2 protein-coding genes are annotated in these 3,493 nt (G+C 70.9%); one reads left to right on the forward strand and one right to left on the reverse strand.

Translation table 11 applies throughout. From position 1 onward, the window contains the following. Positions 1 to 236: 236 nt before the first annotated feature. The gene (locus tag Raf01_RS27575) at positions 237 to 2,402 is read left to right on the forward strand and encodes an elongation factor G-like protein EF-G2 (protein WP_203920944.1); all 2,166 of its coding nucleotides are present in this window, start codon (positions 237 to 239) and stop codon (positions 2,400 to 2,402) included. Between the two features lie 33 nt (positions 2,403 to 2,435). Here the strand turns inward: Raf01_RS27575 and Raf01_RS27580 are convergent, their stop codons facing one another. After that, positions 2,436 to 3,419 carry an aldo/keto reductase gene (locus tag Raf01_RS27580; RefSeq protein WP_203920945.1) on the reverse strand — a complete coding sequence of 328 codons (984 nt, stop codon included), beginning with the start codon at positions 3,417 to 3,419 and terminating at the stop codon, positions 2,436 to 2,438. Positions 3,420 to 3,493: the final 74 nt, after the last annotated feature.

The raw sequence follows: 3,493 nt of genomic DNA on the forward strand, positions 1-3,493 counted from the left end.
CGGTCCCATCCGTGCCCGGCTGGGCGTTGATCGTGGCCGCGACCCCTCGTATATCGGCCCGTGGGGCCGGCTGGTTCACTGTTTCCCGGTCGGGCCGGCGAAGAGTCCCTCATGGGTGTGTGCGTCGGGGTTGTGCCACGCCCTCCACCGGAGTGGAATCGCAACCAAGAGGTAACCCGGCGTTCAAGAGCGCCAACCAACGGCGCTCGGAGACCCAGACCGAGGGAGGTGCGCCGATGGCGCAGAAGGCCCAGGAGAAGGGAGTCACCGGCCCAGCGCCGGTGGTGGACGAGCCCGGCAGGGTACGCAACGTGGTGCTCGTCGGACACTCCGGCGCGGGTAAGACGACTCTGGTGGAGGCGCTGCTCGCGGCGACCGGAACGATCGGCCGGGCGGGTTCGGTCACCGAGGGCACCACGATCAGCGACCACGATCCGGCGGCGGTACGCCAGCAGCGCTCGGTGAGCCTGTCCTGCGCGTCGCTGCTTCACAACGACATCAAGGTCAACCTGCTGGACACCCCGGGCTACGCCGACTTCGTGGGCGAACTGCGCGCCGGACTGCGGGCCGCGGACGCGGCGCTGTTCGTCGTGTCGGCCGTCGACGGCATGGACGCGGCGACGGGAGCCCTGTGGGAGGAGTGCGCGGCGGTCGGCATGCCCCGGGCCGTCGCGGTGACCCGGCTGGATCACCAGCGGGCCGACTTCGAGGAGACGGTGGCGCTGTGCCGGCGGGTGTTCGGCGACAACGTACTGCCGCTGTACCTGCCGCTGCACGGCGACGACGGGGTATCGGTGGTCGGCCTGATCGGGCTGATCTCGCAGCGCGTGTTCGACTACAGCGACGGGTACCCGCCGCAGGTCCGCGAGCCCGACGCCGAGCACCTGCCGGCCATCGAGGATGCCCGGGGCGAACTCCTGGAGGGGATCATCGCGGAAAGCGAGGACGAGACCCTCATGGAGCGCTACCTCGGCGGCGAGGACATCGAGTCCTCGGTGATCGTCGAGGACCTGGAGAAGGCGGTCGCGCACGCGACCTTCTACCCGGTCGTCCCGGTCTGCGCCGAGACCGGGGTCGGTCTCGACGCCCTGCTGGAGATCCTGACCAGCGCGTTCCCGTCCCCGCCGGAGCACACGCTGCCGGCCGTCGCCGGCCTGCATGGCGAGCCCCGCGATCCGCTGACCTGTGACGCGAACGGCCCGCTGGTCGCCGAGGTGGTCAAGACGACCGTCGACCCGTACGTCGGCCGGGTGTCACTGGTCCGGGTCTTTTCCGGCACGCTGCGTCCGGAGAGTGCGGTACACATCTCCGGTCACGGCATGGAGGAGCGCGGTCACGCGGACCACGACGCCGACGAGCGGGTGACGCACATCTACTCGCCGCTGGGCGCGCAGGTGCGCGAGGTGCCCTACTGCGTGGCCGGCGACATCTGCGCGATCACCAAGTCCACCACCGCGGAGACCGGCGACACCATCTCCGACAAGGACGACCCGGTGCTGATCGAGCCGTGGGAGATGCCCGAGCCGCTGCTGCCGGTGGCCATCGTCGCGAAGACCCGGTCCGACGAGGACTCGCTGGCCAAGAACCTGGGCCGGCTCGTCGCGGGCGACCCGACGCTGCGGCGGGAACGCAACCCGGAGACCCACCAGCTGGTGCTGTGGTGCATGGGCGAGGCGCACGCCGACGTGGTGCTCGACCGGCTGCGGTCCGGCGGAGTGGAGCTGGACACCGAGCCGGTCAAGGTGGCGTTGCGCGAGACGTTCGGCGCCTCGTCGAAGGGGCACGGCCGGCACGTGAAGCAGTCCGGCGGGCACGGTCAGTACGCGGTCTGCGACATCGAGGTGCAGCCGCTGCCCCGCGGCACCGGCTTCGAGTTCGTCGACAAGGTGGTCGGCGGCTCCGTACCCCACAACTACATACCGAGCGTGGAAAAGGGGGTGCGGGCGCAGATGGAACGCGGGATCGCCGCCGGGTATCCGGTGGTCGACCTGCGGGTGACCCTCTTCGACGGCAAGGCCCACTCGGTGGACTCCTCCGACGCCGCGTTCCAGACCGCCGGCAGCCTGGCCCTGAAGGAGGCCGCCGACAAGGGACAGGTGACGCTGCTCGAACCGGTGGATGAGATCTTCATCCGGGTACCGGACGGGTTCGTCGGCGCGGTGATGAGCGACCTGTCCGGACGGCGGGGCCGGGTGCTGGGTACCGAACCTGACGAGAACGGCGGGGAGAAGACCCTGGTACACGCCGAGGTACCGGCCACCGAGCTGGTCCGGTACGCGGTGGAGCTGCGCGCCATGACCTCGGGTACCGGTACCTTCCGGCGTTCCTTCGCCCGCTACGACCCGATGCCCGCGCACCTGGCCGACCAGGTCAAGAAGGAGCATGCCGCCGCTCACGGCTGAGCGGCGGCATGCTCCCGGCTTGGCAGTAGTGGCTCAGCGGCCGAGCAGGCTCGCGATCTGCGCGACCTGCTCGGCCGTCAGCGGTCCGCGCTCCAGCGCGCCGGCGTTCTCCTCCACCTGCGCGACGGTGCGGCAGCCCGGGATCGGTACCGTCCGGGGGCTACGCGCCCACAGCCAGCCCAGCGCGCCCTGGACCAGCGTGCGGCCGTCGCTCGTGAGGATCTCCCGGACCGCGTCCACCCGGGCCAGCCACTCCGGCGCCGGCCTGCCATCGACGAAGTAGCGCATCCACTCCGGCGCGATGCCGCGCACGTCGTCGCCGCCCAGCCGCGAGTCCGCCGTGTACTTGCCGGTCAGCAGGCCCATCGCCAGCGGGCCACGGTTGACGCTGGCCAGGTCGAACCGGTCGCACACGTCGAGCATCGGCTGATCGTCGTTCAGCACCGAGAAGTCGTGCTGTACCGCGGTCACCGAGACGCTGGCCTCGGCGAACGCCGCGACGCGCTCCGAGTCGTCGGTGCTCCACGCGTACCCGCGGATCGAACCGGCCTTGACCGCCTCGTCGAGCGCCGGGACCAGATCCAGCGCGGCCGGCACCGGCAGGTCGCCGACGTGCAGCTGGTACAGGTCGATGTAGTCGGTACCGAGCCGGCGCAGGGATGCCTCCAGCGCGGTGCGCACCCCGGCCGGCGTGGTGTCCCTGCCGCCCTTCTGCCGGGTCTGCTCGTCGAACAGGTTGCCCCACTTGGTGGCGATGACCGCCCGGTCCCGGTCGGCCCCCAGCGCCCGGCCGAGTACCCGCTCGCTGTGCCCGCACCCGTACACGTTGGCGGTGTCGAAGAAGGTGACGCCCAGGTCGAGCGCGCGGCGCACGGCGCGCACCGACTCCTCGTCGTCGACCTCTCCCCAGCCCAGCGGCTGGTCACCGGACCAGAACGGACCGCCGATCGCCCAGCAGCCCATGCCGAGCGCGCTGACCTCGATCCCACTTCGTCCCAGAATTCGTGTCGACATCATTTGCTCACCCTTCCACCTGGAGTGCACTCGAAGGCAACCGGTGAAAGCGTCGGGGCCCTCGCATGCGAGGGCCC

This window comes from Rugosimonospora africana, from assembly GCF_016862975.1.
In the GTDB taxonomy this organism is placed as follows: Bacteria; Actinomycetota; Actinomycetes; order Mycobacteriales; family Micromonosporaceae; genus Rugosimonospora; species Rugosimonospora africana.

Coding starts and splice junctions, on each gene's coding strand:
- Raf01_RS27575 (WP_203920944.1), top strand. CDS start 237: ATGGCGCAGAAGGCCCAGGAGAAGGGAGTCACCGGCCCAGCGCCGGTG.
- Raf01_RS27580 (WP_203920945.1), bottom strand. CDS start 3,419: ATGATGTCGACACGAATTCTGGGACGAAGTGGGATCGAGGTCAGCGCG.